The sequence below is a fragment of the Thioalkalivibrio sp. ALJ3 genome, from assembly GCF_000377205.1.
Lineage (GTDB): Bacteria > Pseudomonadota > Gammaproteobacteria > Ectothiorhodospirales > Ectothiorhodospiraceae > Thioalkalivibrio.
In genome coordinates this window covers 669,791-685,670 of record NZ_KB897905.1, presented here as the reverse complement: position 1 = coordinate 685,670, position 15,880 = coordinate 669,791, and the positions used below count along the sequence as shown (strand labels likewise).

Annotated in this window: 18 protein-coding genes; 3 read left to right on the top strand and 15 right to left on the bottom strand. The window is 65.3% G+C overall.

Features of this window, described 5'->3' with window-relative positions:
• Positions 1-17: 17 nt before the first annotated feature.
• Both C935_RS0103285 and C935_RS0103280 read right to left on the bottom strand, forming a co-directional pair.
• Positions 18-923: a lysophospholipid acyltransferase family protein gene (locus C935_RS0103285; RefSeq protein WP_018861085.1), complete on the bottom strand. Its 906-nt coding sequence runs from the start codon at positions 921-923 to the stop codon at positions 18-20.
• Positions 898-1,692 carry an ATP-binding protein gene (locus tag C935_RS0103280; protein ID WP_026278613.1) on the bottom strand — a complete coding sequence of 265 codons (795 nt, stop codon included), beginning with the start codon at positions 1,690-1,692 and terminating at the stop codon, positions 898-900. Before C935_RS0103280 ends, C935_RS0103285 begins: the two co-directional genes overlap by 26 nt.
• Positions 1,693-1,904: 212 nt before the next feature.
• Between C935_RS0103280 and C935_RS0103275 the strand changes: the two genes are divergently transcribed.
• From C935_RS0103275 to dtd, 3 genes are all read left to right on the top strand, one after another.
• On the top strand, positions 1,905-2,195 hold the full coding sequence (locus tag C935_RS0103275) for a hypothetical protein (protein WP_018861083.1): 291 nt from the start codon (positions 1,905-1,907) through the stop codon (positions 2,193-2,195).
• 73 nt (positions 2,196-2,268) lie between these two features.
• Entirely contained in the window at positions 2,269-3,255 is a 987-nt protein-coding gene (gene pip / locus C935_RS0103270) for a prolyl aminopeptidase (RefSeq protein ID WP_018861082.1), read from the top strand.
• Positions 3,252-3,695 carry a D-aminoacyl-tRNA deacylase gene (dtd, locus tag C935_RS0103265; RefSeq protein ID WP_018861081.1) on the top strand — a complete coding sequence of 148 codons (444 nt, stop codon included), beginning with the start codon at positions 3,252-3,254 and terminating at the stop codon, positions 3,693-3,695. The genes pip and dtd overlap by 4 nt, the downstream gene beginning before the upstream one ends.
• 63 nt (positions 3,696-3,758) lie before the next feature.
• Here dtd and C935_RS0103260 read toward each other — a convergent pair whose 3' ends face one another.
• The 13 genes from C935_RS0103260 to C935_RS0103200 form a co-directional block, all read right to left on the bottom strand.
• Complete coding sequence (locus C935_RS0103260; RefSeq protein ID WP_018861080.1) at positions 3,759-4,055, bottom strand: hypothetical protein; 297 nt, start codon at positions 4,053-4,055, stop codon at positions 3,759-3,761.
• Between the two features lie 109 nt (positions 4,056-4,164).
• A complete protein-coding gene (glmS, locus tag C935_RS0103255) occupies positions 4,165-6,015 on the bottom strand; it encodes a glutamine--fructose-6-phosphate transaminase (isomerizing) (protein ID WP_018861079.1) in 1,851 nt (616 codons plus the stop codon).
• A 323-nt stretch (positions 6,016-6,338) separates the two neighbouring features.
• Positions 6,339-7,661: a bifunctional UDP-N-acetylglucosamine diphosphorylase/glucosamine-1-phosphate N-acetyltransferase GlmU gene (gene glmU, locus C935_RS0103250; protein WP_018861078.1), complete on the bottom strand. Its 1,323-nt coding sequence runs from the start codon at positions 7,659-7,661 to the stop codon at positions 6,339-6,341.
• Between the two features lie 127 nt (positions 7,662-7,788).
• The gene (locus C935_RS0103245; RefSeq protein ID WP_018861077.1) at positions 7,789-8,208 is read right to left on the bottom strand and encodes a F0F1 ATP synthase subunit epsilon; all 420 of its coding nucleotides are present in this window, start codon (positions 8,206-8,208) and stop codon (positions 7,789-7,791) included.
• Positions 8,209-8,220: 12 nt separating this feature from the next.
• Positions 8,221-9,597 carry a F0F1 ATP synthase subunit beta gene (atpD, locus tag C935_RS0103240; protein WP_018861076.1) on the bottom strand — a complete coding sequence of 459 codons (1,377 nt, stop codon included), beginning with the start codon at positions 9,595-9,597 and terminating at the stop codon, positions 8,221-8,223.
• A 58-nt stretch (positions 9,598-9,655) separates the two neighbouring features.
• Positions 9,656-10,516: a F0F1 ATP synthase subunit gamma gene (gene atpG, locus C935_RS0103235; protein ID WP_018861075.1), complete on the bottom strand. Its 861-nt coding sequence runs from the start codon at positions 10,514-10,516 to the stop codon at positions 9,656-9,658.
• A 12-nt stretch (positions 10,517-10,528) separates the two neighbouring features.
• On the bottom strand, positions 10,529-12,070 hold the full coding sequence (atpA, locus tag C935_RS0103230; RefSeq protein ID WP_018861074.1) for a F0F1 ATP synthase subunit alpha: 1,542 nt from the start codon (positions 12,068-12,070) through the stop codon (positions 10,529-10,531).
• 13 nt (positions 12,071-12,083) lie between these two features.
• Entirely contained in the window at positions 12,084-12,620 is a 537-nt protein-coding gene (locus C935_RS0103225; RefSeq protein WP_018861073.1) for a F0F1 ATP synthase subunit delta, read from the bottom strand.
• 9 nt (positions 12,621-12,629) lie between these two features.
• Positions 12,630-13,100 (bottom strand): F0F1 ATP synthase subunit B, encoded by a 471-nt coding sequence (locus C935_RS0103220; RefSeq protein WP_012983952.1) that lies wholly within the window; start codon positions 13,098-13,100, stop codon positions 12,630-12,632.
• 53 nt (positions 13,101-13,153) lie between these two features.
• A complete protein-coding gene (atpE, locus tag C935_RS0103215) occupies positions 13,154-13,390 on the bottom strand; it encodes a F0F1 ATP synthase subunit C (RefSeq protein WP_012983953.1) in 237 nt (78 codons plus the stop codon).
• Positions 13,391-13,441: 51 nt separating this feature from the next.
• Positions 13,442-14,284, bottom strand: coding sequence for a F0F1 ATP synthase subunit A (gene atpB, locus C935_RS0103210; RefSeq protein WP_018868129.1), 843 nt, complete (start codon positions 14,282-14,284; stop codon positions 13,442-13,444).
• Positions 14,285-14,315: 31 nt separating this feature from the next.
• Positions 14,316-14,702, bottom strand: coding sequence for an ATP synthase subunit I (locus C935_RS0103205; RefSeq protein ID WP_018861071.1), 387 nt, complete (start codon positions 14,700-14,702; stop codon positions 14,316-14,318).
• Between the two features lie 132 nt (positions 14,703-14,834).
• Entirely contained in the window at positions 14,835-15,677 is an 843-nt protein-coding gene (locus C935_RS0103200) for a ParB/RepB/Spo0J family partition protein (RefSeq protein WP_018861070.1), read from the bottom strand.
• Between the last annotated feature and the right edge of the window lie 203 nt (positions 15,678-15,880).

Here is a 15,880-nt window from a genome sequence, read left to right as displayed (position 1 = left end):
CGAAAGCCAGGATGGCTTTATTCAGCGCTTCTATAAGGGCTGGGCTGACCCTCGGGGGCCGGGTGGAAACGCTTGTAAGCCCAGTTGTACTGCTCCGGGCAGCGCCGGACCAGGGCCTCCACATGGGCGTTGATCGCGGCCGCCGCGCGGGCAAAGTCGCGGTCGGCGACCTCCGGCCCGGCCTCGATCTCGTGATAGCGGAACCCGCGCCCCTTCGGCAGACGTTCGGCGAACAGGAACACGACATGGTCCTCGCGCCCGCGCAGCAGGCGCGGCAGCAGGGTCATGGTCAGCGCCGGGCGGCCGAAGAACGGTGCATGCGTACCGGAGGCGCCCTTCGGGCTCTGGTCGGGCAGGATACCGATGATCTCGCCGCGATCGCGCGCCTGCTGCAGCACGCGCAGCCCGGAGCGGTCGGCCGGGGCCAGGGTCGCGCCGGTCGAGGCGCGGGCCTCGCGCACCCAGCGGTCGATCTCGGGGGTCTTGAACGGGCTGAACAGGGTGGCCATCGGCCCGTGGCAGGCGGCCTGCAGCCCGGCGAACTCCCAGGAACCCAGATGCGGGGCGCACAGGAACAGTGCCCGCCCGCCCTCGCGTTCGCGCAGGCGGGCGTAGCGGGGCGGCTCGACCGCCAGTCGTGAGAGAGTCTGCGGCGAGGCCTGCCAGAGCCAGGGGGACTCGGTCAGCGCCCGGCCCATCGCCATCAGCGATCGACGCCCGACCCGACGGCGCCAGGCGGTGTCCTTGTCCGGGAAACAGAGTTCGAGGTTGCGGCCGGTGATCCGGGCGGAGCGCGTCGGCCAGTACCAGGCCAGCGCGCCGAGCAACCCGCCCAGCGCATGATTCACGCGCAGCGGCAGGCGGGCGAGCAGGCGCAGACCGCCGGCGATCAGCCGGTCACGCAGATGCCGGCGTTCGGCCATGATCGCGGGATTCGGGTGGGTCGGCCAGGGTCCGCGGCGGGATGCCGCCCTCGGTCATCAGCGGCTTCAGGGTGGTGCGCAGGTTGCGGAACAACCGCGGGTGCTGTGCCTCTTCCTGCGCAAGCAGCTGCTTCATGTGTTCGCGCTGGGTGGGCATCGCGAAGCAGGCCGGGCAGTTGTCCAGGATCACCGGCAGCCCGGCGGCCTCGGCGAAATCGCGAGTCTGGCGTTCACGCACATAGACCAGCGGGCGGATCACCCGCAGGTCGCCCGCGTCGATCGCGTAGTGGGCCTTCATTGTGCGCAGCTGGCCACCGTGGAAGGCACTCATCATGAAGCTCTCGGCCAGGTCATCCAGGTGCTGGCCGAGGGCCAGCACGTTGTAGCCGTGTTCGCGCGCGGTGCGATACATCAGGCCGCGTTTCATGCGCGAGCAGAAGGAGCAGAACGAGTCGTTGTCCATGTGCTCGCCGGCCAGCTCCGCGATCGGCTCGGAGACGAAGTAGTACGGGATGCCATACCCGCCGAGATAGTCCATCAGCTGCTGCGGCTCGAAGCCCTCGATCTCCGGATTGATCGTGACCGCGCCGACCTCGAAGCGCACGGGCGCCCGCCGCGCCAGGCCATGCAGCAGCCACAGCAGCGTCAGCGAATCCTTGCCGCCGGACAACCCGACCAAGATGCGGTCGCCCTCGCGGATCATGTCGAAGTCCGCGATGGCACGGCCGGCCAGGCGGCGGATGGAGGCGGGGACGGTGGGCGTTTCCATGGCCCGCAACATAGGGCGGTGAAGCCCGCTTCGCAAGCGCCGCCATACCCGCAGCGGTTGCCGGGTGGGGCCCATTGTCGGTGCAGGGGCACGCCCTTCTGCACACCGTGGATGCAACAGGTACCCGCGCATATCGCCCAAGCCGGGACCAAACCCATGGCATCCCGCTTGCATACGATGATGGACGGACGAATCAACGGTTGGGGACGGGTATGCACGATCGCAAGAGCTTGAGTCTGGCCGCCGAGCTGCGCCGGAACCTGCGTGCGGAGTTCCCGGCGGTGGCGCGGCTGTCGGTCACCAACGCGGACTTCATGGAGGCCATCCTGGACTACGCCTCACGCTCGCAATCGAGCACCGCCCGGGCCGCGGCGCTTGCGCTGCGAACGGAATTACACCGTTCGGGACACCTGGCACCGCCGAGCGCGGCCCCGGACACGCCGGAGCGCCGCGTGGAACCGCAACGGCGCCGGGTCTACCGGGGACAGATCATCGACGAATAGACGGACTGCGCACTTTCCCTGCGCGAGCGTTTTGGCGACACTCGGGGCCCGCAATCTAGGGAAGCACTGATCAATGGACACCCTTTACCCGGAGATCGAACCGCACAGCACAGGAAGGCTCGCGGTAGGTGACGGCCACGAGCTCTACTTTGAAGAATGTGGCACACCCGACGGGATCCCGGTCGTATTCCTGCACGGCGGGCCGGGCTCGGGCTGCGAGCCGTGGCATCGGCGCTTCTACGACCCGCAACGTTACCGCATCGTGCTGTTCGACCAGCGTGGCTGCGGGCGCTCGACGCCGCACGCGAGCCTGGAGGCCAACACCACCTGGCACGCGGTGGCTGATATCGAACGCCTGCGCGAACACCTGGGGATCGAGCGCTGGGCGGTGTTCGGTGGTTCCTGGGGCTCGACGCTGGGGCTGGCCTATGCCCAGAGCCATCCCGATCGCGTACTGGGACTGATCCTGCGCGGGGTATTCCTGTGCCGGCCGCGGGATATCCAGTGGTTCTACCAGTCAGGGGCCGACCGTCTATTCCCGGAGGCCTGGGCGCACTACCTGAAGCCCATCCCGCCGGAGGAGCGCGACGACCTGGTCGGGGCCTACTACCGGCGGCTGACCGACACAGATCCCGAAATCCGCCGAGCGGCTGCCCGCACCTGGTCGGGCTGGGAAGGACACGCCTCCTGCCTGATCCCGAACGACGACGTGATCGCGCACTTTGAAGACCCGGACGTGGCCGTGAGCCTGGCGCGGCTGGAATGCCACTACTTCATGCACGACACCTTCCTGGAACCGGATCAGTTGCTGCGCGACGCACCGCGCCTGCGCGACATACCGGGCTGGATCGTGCACGGGCGCTACGACGTAGTGTGCCCGGTGGAGCAGGCGGTGGAGCTGCATCGGGCGTGGCCGCAGGCACGCCTGGCAATCGTCGCCGATGCCGGGCACTCCGCGGCCGAGACCGGCATCGTGCGCGAGCTGGTCGCTGCGACCGACACGCTGGCCGACGAACTTAAAGGGCAGGTCGCGGGCAGGACCGGGGCAACCACGACGTGATCGCCCTGATTCAGCGGGTGACCGAGGCCGCGGTAGACATCGGTGGTGAGCGCGTCGGCGCGGTCGGGCCGGGGCTGCTGGCGCTGGTCGCGGTGCAACCACAGGACAACGAATCGGCGGCGAAACGGCTGCTGGAGCGCATGCTCGGGTATCGCGTGTTCACGGATGACGAGGGGCGCATGAATCGAAGCCTCCAGGACACTGGCGGTGGTCTGCTACTGGTGCCGCAGTTCACGCTGGCCGCGGATACGCGCAAGGGGATGCGTCCGAGCTTTACGACCGCCGCCAGCCCGGAGCACGGGCAGGCCCTGTTCGAATACCTGGTGGCTCAGGCGCGGGGTTCACACCCGGGGGTCGCCAGCGGCCGCTTCGGTGCGGACATGCAGGTCAGCCTGGTCAACGACGGCCCGGTGACCTTCTGGCTGGAGACGCGTGGCTGACACGCCAAACAAAAGACCCGGCACAAGGGCCGGGTCTTCGACATCACCAGTCAGGAGACCGGATCAGGCGGCGCGACGCAGAAACGGACGCTGGCCAGACTGCACAGCCCGACGGATGAAGTCGGCGCGACCGGTTTCGCGGTCGTTCAGGTTGTCGGCGCACTGGGACGGCTCATAGGCAGCCGCGGACAGCATCACCTCGAGCTCGCAGAGGTCGACCTTCGGCTCGGTCAGTTCGTCGGGGGTCACATTCAGCTTGCGGCCAACGTTCCAGAACATGCGCGGATTCCAGAGCTTGGTCTGGATACGCGGGGACTGAAACAGGGTGACGCAACGGTTGTTGAGCTCTTGCTGATCCATGGGGTACTCCTGATCGTACGGTTATTCAAGCGCGCCCGAATCTAGCCGACCCGCCGGGCGAATACAAGCGTTTCCTGATAGAAAGTCCGGTAGTGCCAGGCGGGGGGCGCTATTCAACCGTCACCGATTTCGCCAGGTTGCGCGGCTGGTCGACATCCGTGCCCTTGAGCACGGCCGTATGGTAAGCCAGCAATTGCAAGGGTACCGTCAGCAGAACCGGTGCCAACCAGGGGCTGAGGGGTTCGCTCTGAGGCAGGCCGATCCAGATGTCCTCCGGGGCCAGGGTGCGAGCGGCGCTGGACTCGCCAATCACGATCAACTGCCCCCCACGGGCGCGCACCTCCTGCAAGTTGCTGGAGAGTTTCTCCAGCTGCGCATCGTCAGGGGCCACGGCGACCACGGGCATCTCGGTGTCGACCAGCGCCAGTGGGCCGTGCTTCAGCTCGCCCGAGGGATAGGCCTCCGCGTGGATATAGGAGATCTCCTTCAGCTTGAGCGCGCCTTCCAGTGCGATGGGGAAATAGGCACCCCGCCCCAGGAACAGGGCATGTTGCCGCTCGAGGAGGTCCTCGGCGATGCGCGCAATCGGACCGTCCAGGGCCAGGATGCGCGCCACCTGATCGGGCAGACTGCGCAGGGCAGTGACAGCGGCCGTGCGTTCCTCGGCGGTCATGCGGGCGGCGGTGGCAGTCTGCCCCAGGAGCAGCACGAGCGTGGCGAGCGCGGCCAGTTGGGTGGTAAAGGCCTTGGTCGATGCGACCCCGATCTCGGGGCCGGCATGGGTCATCAGCACCAGATCGGCCGCACGGGCCATGGTGCTTTCGGGGACATTGCAGATCGCCAGGCGTGCCAGGAAAGGCTCTTCCTGGGACTGGCGCAGAACGGCCAGGGTGTCAGCGGTTTCCCCCGACTGGGAGATCACGACCAGCAGCGTGCCCGGGGCGAGGACATGGCGCCGATAGCGGTATTCGCTCGCCACGTCGACGCGGGCGGGCAGGCCCAGGTGCTCTTCGATCCAGTGGGCGGCCACCAGCCCCGCGTGGTAACTCGTACCGCAGGCCACAATCTGGACGGCGCCGACGTCGGTCAGGCGCTCGTCACTACCGGGGCCCAGGATATTCTCGAGCACGGCATCCTCGCCCAGACGGCCGGAAAGCGTCTCCTCAAGGGCGTGGGGCTGCTCGTAGATCTCCTTGAGCATGAAGTGACGATACTCGCCACGATCGGCGATGCTCGCCTGAGTGCGTGCCTCACGAATGGCACGTTCCACAGGCTGGCCGTGAACATCCTGGATTTCCACACCGGCACGCGTGAGCCGTGCGACGTCCCCGTCTTCCAGATCGACAAAACGCTGGGTGACCGGCAGCAGTGCCTGGACGTCCGAGGCCGCAAAGAACTCGCCGATCCCCAGCCCCAGGATCAGGGGGCTGGCGGAGCGCGCGACGATCAGCTCGTCCGGGCAATCGGCGAACACCGCCGCGAGGGCGTAGGCGCCCTCCAGTTCCGAGCAGACGCGGCGCATGGCGGCCATCGGGGAGGCCCCATCCACCAGGAGCTGCTCGAGGCGGTGGGCGATCACCTCGCTGTCGGTCGCGGAGACACAGGACCAGCCGGCTGCATCGAGATCGGCGCGCAAAGCCGCATGATTTTCGATAATGCCGTTGTGCACAATGGCCACACGGCCGTCGCGCGAGCGGTGGGGATGCGCATTCACCTCGTTGGGTGGGCCGTGCGTGGCCCAGCGCGTATGCGCGATCCCGACCGGCCCCTGCAGCCCCCCAGCCTGGATCTGTTCCTCGAGCGCGGCCACCTTGCCGACGGCGCGCACCGCGCGCACCGCATGGTCGGCGACGACGGCTACGCCGGCGGAGTCGTAGCCACGGTATTCGAGTCGATGCAGACCCTCGATGAAGATGGGGACCAGGTTGCGCTCACCAATGCCTGCCAGCAGACCGCACATGCAAACTCCTCAGGGAAACAATGATGAATGTACACGCTCGCGCTCGAGTCGCTTTTGCGTGCGAACAAGGCGCGGCGACTGCCGTGCAGTCATTCTGCACAAGGGAACCGCAACGCCGTTCCCACGCCCGTTTTCGATAACAACGGGCGGCCGAGCCCCTTCGTTTATTAAATGGTGGGGTTGGTACCCCAGGTTCCCCGATCCTGCGTTGCGCCCCGAATCCATCAAAAACGGGCGGGTAGAACCACTACCCGCTGCACGACGCGCCTTGTCTCGGAAAACCTGGGGTACCAACGCGAATGCGTACATTCATCATTGTTTCCCTAGTCGGATTTCTTTTTGGGTCGCGGCCAGTCCTGAATGATGCGCGGTCGGGCGCGGGTCAACGCCAGCGCGCCCGGGTCCACGTCGTCCGACAAAGTCGAGCCCGCGCCCACCGTCGCATCATCGCCGATGCGAATGGGCGCCACCAGGGCTGTATTCGAGCCGATGAACGCACGCTCGCCGATCTCGGTGCGATGCTTGTTCGCACCATCATAGTTGCAGGTGATCGTTCCTGCCCCCAGGTTCGCTCCGGCCCCGACGCTCGCGTCCCCGACGTAGGTCAGGTGGTTGGCTTTCGCGCCGGGACCCAGCGTGGCGTTCTTGATCTCGACAAAATTGCCGACGCGCGCGCCGGGGCCCAGTTCGGTCCCCGGTCGCAGGCGGGCAAACGGTCCGACGTTCGCGCCATCGCCGATGCGCACACCTTCCAGGACACTGTGTGCCGCGATCTGCGTGCCGGATCCAATATCGCAATCGCGCAGCACGCAGCCGGGGCCAATATAGACATCGTCCGCCAGGGTGACCGTGCCCTCGATCACGACGTTCACGTCGATCGCGCAGTCCTGTCCGAATTTCAGGACACCGCGCACATCCAGACGTGCGGGATCCGCCACGCAGAGGCCCTCCTGCATCATGCGTGCGCATTGCTCCGCCTGGTGCAGGCGCTCCTGAACGGCCAGTTGCTCGCGGTCGTTCACACCCAGTACGGCGGCCGGGTCGCTGCTGCGGACCACGTCGACACCTCGCCCTTCCGCGCGCGCCTGCGCAACGATGTCCGTCAGGTACCACTCCCGAGGCCCGGCCGCGTCCGGTTCACAGGCTGTCAGCCAGCGGCGCAAATCACCCGCGGGAGCGGCGAGTACTCCGGTATTGATCAGGTCCACCGCCCGCTCGGCGGCAGTGGCCTCCTTGTGCTCGACAATACGCTCGAGCCCGCCGGAAGGGTCCAGGATCAGGCGCCCGTAGCCACTCGGGTCCGCGACTTGCGCCGCCAGCACCGTCACGCCCTCGCCCCGGACACAGGCCTCCAGGTCAGCGACCGGAATCCGCGGCACGTCCCCGTAGGTAACCAGGACCCGCGCGGGATCCGGGATCTCCTGGAGCACGCGGAACACAGCGTGCCCGGTACCGCGTGGCTCGCCCTGGTCAATCCAGTCGATAACGGGGTGGTGATCGGCAAAAGCGGCACGGACCCGTTCCTGTTCGTGGCTGACCACGACGTGGAGGGCCGCAGCCTCGAAGGGCGCGACGCGTTCGAGTACATGGGCCAGCAAGGGACGTCCGGCCAGGGTTTGCAGGACCTTGGGGAGGCGGGACCGCATGCGCGTCCCCTTGCCGGCCGCAAGGACCGCGATATGAAGGGGTGTCGTTTCAGGCATGGGTACAATCATAAAGGGCCAACACAGTTGGTTGGCCCTTGGGGTCGGTCATCCGTCGCAATTTGCCGGATTACTGCCGGCGCAACTTCTGGATCATTTGCAGGCGGGCGGCAGCCTCCGCGAGTTCCGCCTGGGCCTTGGCGTAGTCGAAATCGGCCTTGGAGTTTTCCAGGGCCTCTTCCGCACGCTTCTTCGCCTCAAGCGCCTCGGCCTCGTCCAGATCCTTGGCCCGCACCGCCGTGTCCGCCAATACGGTCACATGGTAAGGCTGGACCTCAAGGATACCGCCCGAGACGAACACCGGTTGCGGATCGGCGCCTTCCTTTTCCTGGATGCGCAGCTCGCCCGGGTTCAGGCGGGCCAGCATCTGCGTATGGCCGGCATAAACGCCAACCTCGCCACCCTCGGCCGGGGCCGCGATCATCAGCGCGGTGCCGGAGTAGATGGACTCCTCGGCGCTGACCACATCCACGTGCATCGTCATGGGCATGCTGCTCACTCCTTAGCCGAGCTTCTCGGCCTTCTCGACGGCTTCCTCGATGGTGCCGACCATGTAGAAGGCCTGCTCCGGCAGGTGGTCGTACTCACCCGCGACAATGGCCTTGAACGCACGAATGGTGTCCTTCAGGGACACGTACTTGCCGGGCGCACCGGTGAAGACCTCGGCCACGAAGAACGGCTGCGACAGGTAGCGCTGGATCTTGCGCGCGCGGGCCACGACCAGCTTGTCGTCTTCCGACAGTTCGTCCATGCCGAGGATCGCGATGATGTCCTTCAGCTCCTTGTAGCGCTGGAGGGTACCCTGCACCGCGCGGGCGGTGTCGTAGTGCTCCTGCCCGATGATCTGCGGGTCCAGCTGGCGCGAGGTGGAGTCCAGCGGATCCACCGCCGGGTAGATCCCCAGCTCGGCGATCTGACGCGACAGCACGACGGTCGCATCCAGGTGCGCAAAGGTCGTGGCGGGGGACGGGTCGGTCAGGTCATCCGCCGGCACGTAGACGGCCTGGATGGAGGTGATCGAACCCTTCTTGGTGGAGGTGATGCGTTCCTGCAGCACACCCATCTCCTCCGCCAGGGTCGGCTGGTAGCCCACCGCGGACGGCATACGACCCAGCAGCGCGGAGACCTCGGTCCCGGCCAGGGTGTAGCGGTAGATGTTGTCGATGAACATCAGCACGTCGCGGCCTTCGTCACGGAAGAACTCGGCCATGGTCAGACCGGTCAGCGCGACCCGCAGACGGTTGCCCGGCGGCTCGTTCATCTGGCCGTAAACCAGGGCCACCTTGTCGAGGACGTTGGAGTCCTTCATCTCGTGGTAGAAGTCGTTCCCTTCACGGGTACGCTCGCCCACACCGGCGAACACGGAGTAACCGGAGTGCTCGATCGCGATGTTGCGGATCAGCTCCATCATGTTCACGGTCTTGCCCACGCCGGCACCGCCGAACAGGCCGACCTTGCCGCCCTTCGCGAAGGGGCACAGCAGATCGATAACCTTGATGCCGGTTTCCAGCAGCTCGGTGGAGCCCGCCTGCTCGTCGAAGGTCGGGGCGGCACGATGGATCGACCAGGTCTCCTGGGCCTCTACGTCGCCGGCGTTGTCCACCGGGCGGCCAAGGACGTCCATCACGCGGCCCAGGGTCCCCTTGCCGACCGGCACGGAGATCGGCTTGCCGGTCGCGGTGACCGGGGTCTGACGCTTCACACCCTCGGTGGTCCCCATGGCGATCGTACGCACGACGCCGTCACCCAGCTGCTGCTGGACTTCCAGGGTCAGGCCGTTCTCCAGGGTCAGAGCGTCGTAGACCTTGGGCACTTCGCCGTGGGGGAACTCCACGTCCACGACGGCGCCGATGATTTCGACAATTTTTCCGGAACTCATTTGTTCATCCTCGTAAGTCGTAATTCGTGCCGAGCCGATCGAATCGTGCCGGCGGGCGCTAGACCGCAGCCGCGCCGCTGACGATCTCGGAGATCTCCTGGGTAATCGCGGCCTGGCGCGCCTTGTTGTAGACGAGCTGCAGGTCCTTGATCATCGTGCCGGCGTTGTCGGAGGCGGACTTCATCGCGACCATGCGCGCGGCCATTTCGCAGGCCACGTTCTCGACCACTGCCTGGTAGATCAGCGACTCGACATAACGCTCGAGCAGGGTATCCATCACGGGAACCGTATCCGGCTCGTAGATGTAGTCCCAGTGATGCTTCAGGGACTCGTCCTTGCTCGGCGCGGTCGGCAGGAGCTGGGTCGCCTCCGGTTGCTGGGTCATCGTGTTGACGAACTTGTTTTCCAGCAGCACGACGCGATCGACCTTGCCGTCGCGGAAGTTGTCCAGCACGACCTTGATGGAGCCGATCAGGTCCGTGATGTGCGGGCGGTCGCCCAGATCGCGCGCCTCGGCCACGATATTGCCACCCAGGCGCTTGAAGAACTGCAGCGCCTTGTTGCCGATCACGCACAGGTCGACCTCGACGCCCTCTTCGCGATAGCGCCGCATCTCGCCGACGGCCTTCTTGAACAGGTTGGTATTCAACCCGCCGCAAAGACCGCGATCGGTCGAGACGATGATCAGCGCCACGCGTTTCACGTCGCGCTCGACCATGAACGGATGCTTGTACTCCGCATTGGCCATCGCGACGTGACCGATCACGTCGTGGATCTTCTGGGCGTAAGGCCGGGACTCCTCCATGCGGTCCTGGGCCTTGCGCATCTTGGACGCGGCGACCATCTCCATGGCCTTGGTGATCTTCTGAGTATTCTGGATACTCTTGATCTGCGTCCGAATCTCCTTAGTGCCCGCCATTGCGTGCTCCCGTTACCAGCTGTGCTTGGCCTTGAACTCTTCCAGGGCCTTTTTCAGCTTTTCCTGGATGGAGTCGTTGTAGTCGCCAGAGCTGTTGATCTCGTCAAGCAGGTCCTTCTGCGAGGAACGCGCGTAGGAGATCAGTTCCTTTTCGAAGCTCACGACCTTCTCGGCCTCGACGTCATCGAGGTAGCCCTCGTTAGCGGCGAACAGCGAGAACGCCATGTCGCCGATAGACATCGGCTGGTACTGGCCCTGCTTCATCAGTTCGGTCACGCGCTTGCCGCGGTCGAGCTGCTTGCGGGTCAGTTCGTCCAGATCCGAGGCGAACTGCGAGAACGCGGCCAGCTCGCGGTACTGCGCCAGCGCCAGACGCACACCGCCACCCAGCTTCTTGATGATCTTGGTCTGTGCGGAACCACCGACTCGGGAGACCGACAGACCGGCGTTGATCGCCGGGCGGATACCGGAGTTGAACAGGTCCGTCTCGAGGAAGATCTGGCCGTCGGTGATCGAGATCACGTTGGTCGGCACGAACGCGGAGACGTCGCCCGCCTGGGTCTCGATGATCGGCAGCGCGGTCAGCGAGCCGGTCTGGCCCTTCACTTCGCCGTCGGTCATCTGCTCGACGTAGTCGGCGTTCACGCGCGAGGCGCGCTCCAGCAGACGCGAGTGCAGGTAGAAGACGTCACCCGGATAGGCTTCGCGGCCCGGCGGACGACGCAGCAGCAGGGACACCTGGCGGTAGGCCCAGGCCTGCTTGGTCAGATCATCGTAGACGATCAGGGCGTCTTCGCCGCGATCACGGAAGTACTCGCCCATCGCGCAGCCGGCGTACGGGGCGATGAACTGCATCGCGGCCGACTCGGAGGCGTTGGCGGCGACGATGATCGTGTTCTCCATCGCACCGGCCTCTTCCAGCTTGGCCACCACGGAGGCAACCGACGAGGCCTTCTGACCCACGGCGACGTAGATACACTTAACGCCGGAGTCCTTCTGGTTGATGATCGCGTCGATGGCCACCGCGGTCTTGCCGGTCTGGCGGTCACCGATGATCAGCTCGCGCTGGCCGCGGCCGACCGGGACCATCGCGTCAATCGCCTTGATGCCGGACTGCAGGGGCTGGTCAACCGACTGGCGGTCGATAACACCGGGGGCGATCTTCTCGATCGGGCTGGTGACACCGGTGTCTACCGGACCCTTGCCGTCGATCGGGCGGCCGAGGGAATCGACCACGCGGCCCAGCAGGCCCTCGCCCACCGGCACTTCCAGGATGCGGCCGGTGCACTTGGCGGTATCGCCTTCCTTGATGTGCTTGTAGTCACCCAGGATCACGACGCCGACAGAGTCGCGCTCGAGGTTGAGCGCCATGCCGAAGGTGTCGCCGGGGAACTCGATCATCTCGCCCTGCATGACATCGCCAAGGCCGTGCACACGAGCGATACCGTCGGTCAGGCTGACCACGGAGCCCTCGTTGGCGGCCTCGGAGGAGGCATCGAATTTCTCGATGCGCTGTTTGATCAGATCACTGATCTCGGAGGGATTCAGTTGCATGTTAAATATCCTCTTAGCGACTCAAATTGGCAGCCAGGCGGTTCAGCTGGCCTCGCACGGAGCCGTCGATTACCAGGTCGCCGGCGCGGATGATGGCTCCCCCGAGCAGGGAGCTGTCGACCGAACACTCGAGATCGACTTCGCAGCCCAGGCCCTTGGCCAGGGCATCGTGGATTTCTTTCTCCTGCGCCTGCGTGAGCTTGCGGAAGGCGATTACGTCGGCGTGCACGCGCTTTTCGGCGTCGGCCTTCATCGTGGAGAACGCATCAAACACAGCAGGCAGCGCGGGCAGGCGACCGTTTTCGGCCAGCAGCCGAACCAGGTTGCCGGCCTCGGGGCCGACCTTGTCGCCGGCCACATCCAGCACGAGCTGCGCGCGATCGGCACGCGGGAGCCGCGGGTTGGAGAGGAGACTGTGCATCTGCGAGTCCCGGGCGATCGCGGCCAGCAACTCGAGCTGCTCGGCCCAGCCAGCGAGATCGTTTTTCTCCTGGGCCCGCTCGAACGCGGCGCGGGCGTAGGGTCGGGCGACCGAAATCAGGTCTGACATAACGTCTCCTTAGAGCTTGGCCGCGAGCTTCTTCAGCAGATCGCCATGGGCCTTGGCATCGATCTCCTTGGCCAGGATCTGCTCGGCACCGGCAACCGCCAGCTGGGAGACCTGCTTGCGCAGCTCTTCCTTCGCGCGGTTGATCTCCTGCTCGATTTCGGAGTGCGCCTGTTCCTTGATCCGCTCGCCTTCCTCGCGCGCGGTGGTCTTGCTTTCCTCGACCAGCTCGGTGGCCCGCTTCTGCGCAGAGGCCATGATCTCGTTGGCCTGCTGCTTGGCCTCCTTGATCACCGCGGTCGCTCGCTCCTGGGCGAGCTCCTGTTCCTTTTCGCCGCGTTCGGCGGCAGCCAGGCCGTCCGCAATCTTCTTGCGGCGCTCTTCCAGGGCGGCGGACATGGGCGGCCAAACGTAGCGCATCGTGAACCACACGAAGACCGCAAACGCGAGGAGCTGGCCGATGATGGTCAGATTGATATTCATCCTGCTACCTCAGGTTGACGAGTGGAGGGGACCTCGGGACTCGCTCAGCCTTGTTAACCCAGGGCGAACAGAACGTACAGGCCGATACCCACGCCGATCATCGGCACGGCGTCGGTCAGACCCATCACGATGAAGAACTGGGTGCGGAGCATCGGGATCAGCTCGGGCTGACGCGCGGCGCCTTCCAGGAAGCGACCACCCAGGGTACCCACGCCGATGGCGGCGCCGACAGCGGCCAGACCCAGAAGCAGCGAGCCAGCCAGGACGATCAGAGCGTTAGCCATTTCCATTTTTGTATCTCCAGTCGAGTGTTGAAACGGTCAGTTTGAAGGTGAATCGGATCAGTGGTCTTCGCTGTACGCCATGTCGAGGTAGACGACGGTCAGCACCATGAAGATAAAGGCCTGCAGCGGCACCACGAGGATGTGGAAGATCGCCCAGCCAACATGCAGCACGCCGCCAGCCAGACCCAGGATCAGGCCCGCGGAGTACATCACGCCGATCAGGATGAAGATCATCTCGGCCGCGTACAGATTGCCGAACAGTCGCAGGGCGAGCGATGCGGGCTTGGCCAGCAGGTTGATGAACTCCAGCACGAAGTTGATCACCCAGAAGATCGGCTTCAGGAACACGATGTTGGTCTGGAACGGGATACCCGTCAGTTCCTTGATAAAGCCGACCGGGCCCTTGATCTTCAGCGAGTAGTAGATGATCAGGACGAACACACCCAACGCCAGACCCGCGGTCACGTTGATGTCCGTGGTCGGCACAATCTTGAAGTACGGGATGCCCAGCAGATAGGCGATGTGCGGCAGGAGATCCACCGGCACCAGGTCCATCAGGTTGAGCAGGAAGATCCAGACAAAGATGGTCAGCGCAAGCGGCGCAACCATGTCGTTCTTGTGCTTGAAGGAACCACGGACGTTGTCATTGACGAAGTCCATGATCATTTCGACGAAATTCTGCCAGCCACCCGGGACGCCGGCGGTAACCTTCTTGGCCGCGGCGCGGAACGTCAGCAGGAAGAGCAACCCAAGACCGATCGACCAGAGCATCGAATCGACATGGATGGCCCAGAAACCCATCTCGGCGGCCTGGGTGCTGGTGGTGGCGATCCCGAGCCCCTGCTCCGGGTGATAGCCGAAGGTCAGGTTGGTGAGATGGTGAGCAATGTGCTCTTCCATCGTGGGCAGTTCGCTTTCTGAAGCCATGCAGTTATCTCGTCATTGCTTGATCAGAAACCCGGTGCAGCCACCACAGCGGGGCCAGGTGCACCAGGAGGAAGACGCCGAACAAAGCCAGCAGATTCGGCTCGTCCAGGTGAGCGAACGCCACCCCGAATGCCACCGCGATGATTACGAGTCGTCCCAGCTCGGCGCCCATCATGCGCGCCGTGAGTGAGCCCACCTGATCGGAACGGTAGGCTCGAAACACAACGACCGCGGCCACGGCATTGCCGAGAGTCGCGGTCATACCGCCGACCACGGCCGAGATCGCCACGATCGGGGGGAACAGGGCCAGAAGAAGGCCCGACAGTATCAGCGTCAGGGCGAGCTGCAGACCAAGCGATTGTAGGGCGTGTCTGTAGCGTCGCGGTGTCATTCAGCGGATGGGCACACCCACCCCTCTCCCAAAAAGTGCGCGCATTATAAGTGCACCCTTCTATTAGGTCAAACCGTTATGGGTCGCCCAAAGCCTTGTGGCGAAGGGCTTTGGGGCAGGCGGGCGGGCAGTCTACTGGATGTGTTCGAGGATGCCGTCGAGTTCGTCGAGGCTGTTGTATTCGATGACCAGCCGGCCCTTGCCCTGACGGTTGTACCGGACCTGAACGGGCGCCCCGAGGCGGTCGGACAGACGGCTTTCGAGTTGCCTGACCTCGGGCGAGGGGCCGGCCTCCTTGCGCGGTTCCGGCTGCGCCGAGAGTACCTTCTTGACCAGTTGTTCGGTGGCACGAACGGTCATGTCGCGCTTGACGACCGTCGCGGCCACACCCGGCTGATCGTCCAGCGGCAGGGCCAGCAGCGAACGGGCATGACCCATCTCCAGCCGGCCCTCGTTCACGTGTTCCTTGACCACGTCGTGCAGCTCGAGCAGACGCAGCAGGTTGGTGACGGAGGTGCGCGAACGGCCGACCGCATCGGCGGCCGCCTGGTGGGTCATCTCGAATTCGTCGATCAGGCGCCGGATGGCCTGGGCCTCTTCCAGCGGGTTCAGGTCCTCGCGCTGGATATTCTCGATCAGCGACATCGCGGCCGCGGCCTGGTCCGGGATGTCGCGGACCACGGCGGGCACACTCTCCAGTCCCGCGATCTGGGCGGCGCGCCAGCGGCGCTCGCCGGCGATCAGCTCGAAGCCACCTTCGACCCGACGCACGACCACCGGCTGGACAATGCCCTGGGCGCGGATCGATTCGGCGAGCTCCGCAAGCGCGGGCTCGGACATATGCACGCGCGGCTGATACTGACCGCGGCGGATCTGCTCGATCGGCAGTTGCGCCAGGGAGTCGCTCTCGTCGCCGCCGCTCTGTGCCCCCGACAGGAGGGCATCGAGCCCGCGGCCCAGTCCACGTTTTGCCATCGTTTCAGTCCTGCTCGTCTAGGGAAACACTGATTAATGCACGCGCTCGCGCTCGAGTCGCTTTTGCGTGCGAACAAGGCGCGGTGACTGCCGTGCAGCATTCTGCACAAGGGAACCGCAACGCCGTGCGCGCGCCCGTTTGCGATAACAACGGGCGGCCGAGCCCCTTCGGGGTTGGCACCCCAGGTTCCCCGATTCTGCGT